The organism is Tahibacter sp. (assembly GCF_035481375.1).
In the GTDB taxonomy this organism is placed as follows: Bacteria; Pseudomonadota; Gammaproteobacteria; order Xanthomonadales; family Rhodanobacteraceae; genus Tahibacter.
Genome location: NZ_DATIGT010000062.1, coordinates 1 through 4,671, shown reverse-complemented (window position 1 = coordinate 4,671; position 4,671 = coordinate 1). Strand labels below are relative to the sequence as shown.

The window sequence follows — 4,671 nt, the reverse complement described above, 5'->3', positions numbered from 1 at the left end:
GAGCCACTGGATGTTCTTCGGCACCAGCGTGCCGACGCCGCGAACCTGAACCGCGAAGTCGCCGTGCCTGACCTCGCCGAGCACGATGCCGTCGGCATCGGCCACATAGGACGCATTGCCGAAGCTCTGCGTGATGAGAAGCACCGAGGCGATCGCGCCGGCGCCGGCGAAGGCCGGCCAGTAGCGCTTCAGCAACGGTTTCTTTTGCGGTGCTCTGCTGATGTCCATTTCACCACTCGTCGAAAATGCAGCTTGGAAGTTCGAACCTTGTACTACTCGGGAACAAGGTGCCCAACGGATCGTGCGACGGTACCGTCGCAATTCATGCGGCGGTCATGAGGTCTCCGTATCGGTCTCGCGGACGAGGAATTCACCGATCGCCGCGGCCAGTGCGGCCGCGTGACGGCCGTCCAGCATCGACAGGTGCGCGCCGTCGACGGTTCCCGCGATGTCGAATTCCGCGCAGCACGCGCGCAAATGTGAACAGAGTCGTTCAGTCGGCAATTTCGCCATTTCGCCATCGCGCGCGAGCAGCAGCCCCGCGCGGCCGGTGAAGCGGCCGCCGGGCCGGTAATCGCCGTAGATCGACGACTGTGCCCGGAACAGCGCGACGAAACGCGCGACCGTGTCGCCGTCGCGCGTCGCCGCGTCGTCGGGCAGCAGGCCCTGTGCCGACAGGCGCAGCGTCAGCAGTTCCTGCAGTCGCTGCGGATCGAGCGGCCGCGACGCATCGGATTCAGGAATGTCGATGCCGTCGTCGGCCAGCAGCCGGCGCAGGAACGTGTCGGCCGAATGCACGGCACGCTGCGCGTCGGGCAGATACAGCACGCTGTCGAGCAGGATCAGCTGCACGTCCTCGCCGCGCGCTTCGAGCGCGCGCGCCATCTCGAACGCGACCGCGCCGCCGAAGGAATGGCCGGCCAGCACGTAGGGACCGTGCGGCTGGCGCTGCTGCAGGCTGCGCAGGTTCGTCTGCACGATCTGCGACATGCTCGCGGCGGGCGCGCCCTCGCCTTCCATGCCGGCCGGTTCGAACACATGCACGCTGCGACGCCCCTTGAGCGCCTGCGCGAGCGGCCGGTACGGCGACGCGAGCAGGCCGGCCGCAGGCACGACGTACAGCGCGGGCAGCGCCGCGTCGGACGACAGCGTCACGAGCGGATTCCAGGTCGCCTGCACCGGCGCCGTGCCGGCCGTGTCGATGTGCGCAGCGAGTTCCTGCAGCGAGGGATAGTGGAACATGTCGCGCACGCTGAGCTGCACGCCGAACTGCGTGCCGAGCTGCGCGATCAGCCGGATCGCAAGAATCGAATGCCCGCCGAGGTCGAAGAAATTCGCCGTCGCGCTGATCGCGCCCGCGTCGAGATCGAGCAGCGCGGCCCAGAGCGCGACGAGTTCCGCTTCGGTCGGTGTCGCCGCGGCCACGTAGTCGCTGCCGGGCCGCAGATCCGGCGCGGGCAGCGCGGCCTTGTCGACCTTGCCGTTCGCGGTCATCGGCAGCTGCGGCAGCACGACGAAGGCCGCGGGCACCATGTAGTCGGGCAGACGGCGCTTGAGTGCGCTGCGCAGCGCGACGATCAGCGCGCCCGGATCGAGCGTCGCCGCATCCGTGTCGGAGACGACGTAGGCGACGAGGCGCTTGTCGCCGTCGTTGCCGATCGCGACGACGACGGCTTCGGCCACATGCGCCTCCTGCAGCAGCGCGTTCTGGATCTCGCCGAGCTCGATGCGGAACCCGCGCAGCTTGACCTGGTCGTCGACGCGGCCGAGGAACTGCAGCGTGCCGTCGGCGAGCCGGCGCACGAGATCGCCGCTGCGGTACAGGCGTTCGGGCTCGCCGGCGCCGTCGAGATGCAGCGTCACGAAGCGCTGCTGCGTCAGCGCGTCGCGCTGCCAGTAGCCGCGCGCGAGCGAATCGCCGCCGATCAGCAGTTCGCCGGGCACGCCGATCGGCGCGAGCCGGTCGTGCGCATTGACGACGTGCGCCGAGCAGTTCGGCAGCGCGCGGCCGAGCGTGACCGGACGGCCTGCGGTCACGTCGCCGCAGGTCGCGACGACCGTGTTCTCCGACGGTCCGTAGGCATTCACGAGACGGTGCTTGCGCGCCCAGGTCCACGCCAGCGCTTCCTCGCAGGCTTCGCCGCCGACGACGAGCACCTTGAACGCGTAGTCGCGCGTCGCATCGAGGTGCGCGAGCAGCGCCGGCGGAATCAGCGCGTGCGTGATCGCGTTGTCGATCAGGAAATCGCCGAGGCGCTGCGCCGACTCGCGCACATCCTGCGGACACAGGTACAGCGCGGCGCCGTGGGCGAGCGCGAGCAGCCAGTCCCAGGTCGACGCATCGAAGCTCAGGCTCGAGAACTGCAGCACGCGGCTGTCGGCGTCGATGTCGAAATCGCGCTGCGCGAGCGCAAGATTCGCAAGACCCTGGTGTTCGAGCAGCACGCCCTTGGGCTGGCCGCTCGATCCCGAGGTGTAGACCGCATAGGCGAGGTGCTTCGCGGTCAGCCCGCGCGAGGCCGGCGCGATGTTCGCGTCGGACTGTCCCGCGAGATACAGCGCGCGCATCGCCGCATCGAGCGGCAGCACGCTGCGCTCGGCCAGCATCGGCAGGTCTTCGAGCAGCGTGTTCTGGGTCAGCACGAGCTCCACGCCCGAATCGCGCAGCATATAGTCGATGCGGTCCTGCGGATAGTTCGGATCGAGCGGCACGTAGGCGCCGCCGGCCTTGAGGATCGCGAGGATGCCGATCAGCGTCTCGGCCGAACGCTCCACGCAGAGACCGACCAGCGTGTCCGGCACGACGCCCTGCTCGATGAGGTAATGCGCGAGGCGGTTGGCTTCGGCGTTGAGCTGCGCATAACTGAGCGCGATCCCGTCGGCGACGACGGCAACGGCATCGGGCCGCGCCGCGGCCCGCGCCTCGAACAGCTCGTGCACGCAGCGTTCGCGTTCATAGCCGGCCGCGTTGTCGTTGCAGGCGCGCAAGGTTTCGCGCTGCGCTTGCGACAGCAGCGGCAGTTCGTGCACCGGTGCGTCGGGGGCGTCGAGCAGCGCGTCGACGAGCACGCCGAAGCTGTCGGCGAGGCGCTCGACCGACGCGGCGTCGAACAGGCTCGTCGCATAGACCCAGCGCACGTGCAGTCCGTCGTCGCTCTCGGCCATATGGACTTCGAGGTCATAGCGCGCGAGCAGGCTTTCCGAGGCGATGCCCGACAGGCGCAGTCCCGGCAGTTCCAGAGTCGACTTCTCGTTGTTGTGGAACGTGAAGCTGATCTGGTAGAGCGGCGTGTGCGCGAGCGTGCGGCCGGGGCGCAGGTCCTCGACGAGCATTTCGAACGGCACGTCCTGGTGCGCGTACGCATCGAGCGCGCGGCGCCGCGTGCGCTGCATGACGTCGACGAAGCTCGGCGCACCCGACAGGTCGCTGCGGATCACGAGGCTGTTGATGAAAAAGCCGATCAGCGGTTCGAGGTCGCGATGCGTGCGGCCGGCGACCGGCGTGCCGATGACGACGTCGTCCTCGTTGCTGTAGCGGCCGACGAGCACCGACAGTGCGGCGTGCAGCAGCATGAACAGGCTCGCGTCGTGACCGCGCGCGAGGTCGTGCAGCCGCGCGAGGCGCGCAGTATCGAGGTGCCGCGTGACCTGCGCGCCGGCGAAACTCTGCCGTGGCGGTCGCGGCCGGTCGAGCAGCAGGCCGTGCACCGGCGGCAGTCCGGCCAGCGCGCCGCGCCAGTAGTCGAGCTGCGCCTGCAGGCGTTCGCCCTGCAGCAGCTCGCGCTGCCACTGCGCGAAGTCGGCGTACTGCACCGGCAGCGCCGGCAGCGGATCGGCCGCGCCGCGGCTGAACGCGTCGTAGAGCGCGCCGAACTCGCGCGCGAGCACGGTCATCGACCAGCCGTCCGACGCGATGTGATGCGTCGCGAGCAGGATCACATGCGCGTCGGCGCGCAGGCGCACGAGCGTGCAGCGCAGCAGCAGGTCGGCGGAGAGGTCGAACGGCGCGAGTGCGTTGTCGCGCTGCAGTTCCTCGACGCGCCGCGTCTGCTCGGGTTCGCTGAGATCCGACAGATCGACGTGGACGATCGCGAGCGGCTGCGCCGGATGGATGACCTGCACGCCCTCGCCGTCCACGCGCGCGAACGTCGTGCGCAGCACCTCGTGCCGCGAGACGATGCGATCGAGCGCACGCTGCAGCGCGTCGCGGTCGAGCGCACCGATCAGCTGCAGGCCCGTATGCATGTTGTACTGCGTGCTGCCGCCTTCGAGCTGGTCGATGAACCACAGGCGCTGCTGCGAGAACGACAGCGGCAGCGCGCCGTCGCGCGGCGCCGGCGCGATGCGGCGATAGTCCGACGCGGCCAGCGCATCGAGGTGCGCGGCGAGCTCGCGCACGGTCGAATGCTCGAACACCGCGCGGATCGGCACCTCGCGCCGCATCTGCTCGGCGATCTGGCTGACGACCTGCGTCGCGAGCAGCGAATGTCCGCCGATCTCGAAGAAGTTCGCGGTCGCGCCGATCGGGTCGAGCTGCAGCACCTGCTGCCAGATCGCGGCGAGCTGGCGTTCGGTGTCGGTTTCCGGCGCGACGTAGACCTGCTGCGCCTGGTAGTCCGGCTCGGGAAGTTTCCGCTTGTCCACCTTTCCGTTCGGGGTCAGCGGCAGCGC

At 69.4% G+C, this 4,671-nt stretch carries 2 protein-coding genes; both read right to left on the bottom strand.

All coding sequences use genetic code 11. The features are described from left to right. The coding region (locus VLF18_RS03735) for a hypothetical protein (RefSeq protein WP_325278280.1) at nucleotides 1-228 on the bottom strand (228 nt) is incomplete at its 3' end. Between the two features lie 105 nt (nucleotides 229-333). Then, entirely contained in the window at nucleotides 334-4,644 is a 4,311-nt protein-coding gene (locus VLF18_RS03730) for an amino acid adenylation domain-containing protein (protein WP_325278279.1), read from the bottom strand. Nucleotides 4,645-4,671 lie beyond the last annotated feature (27 nt).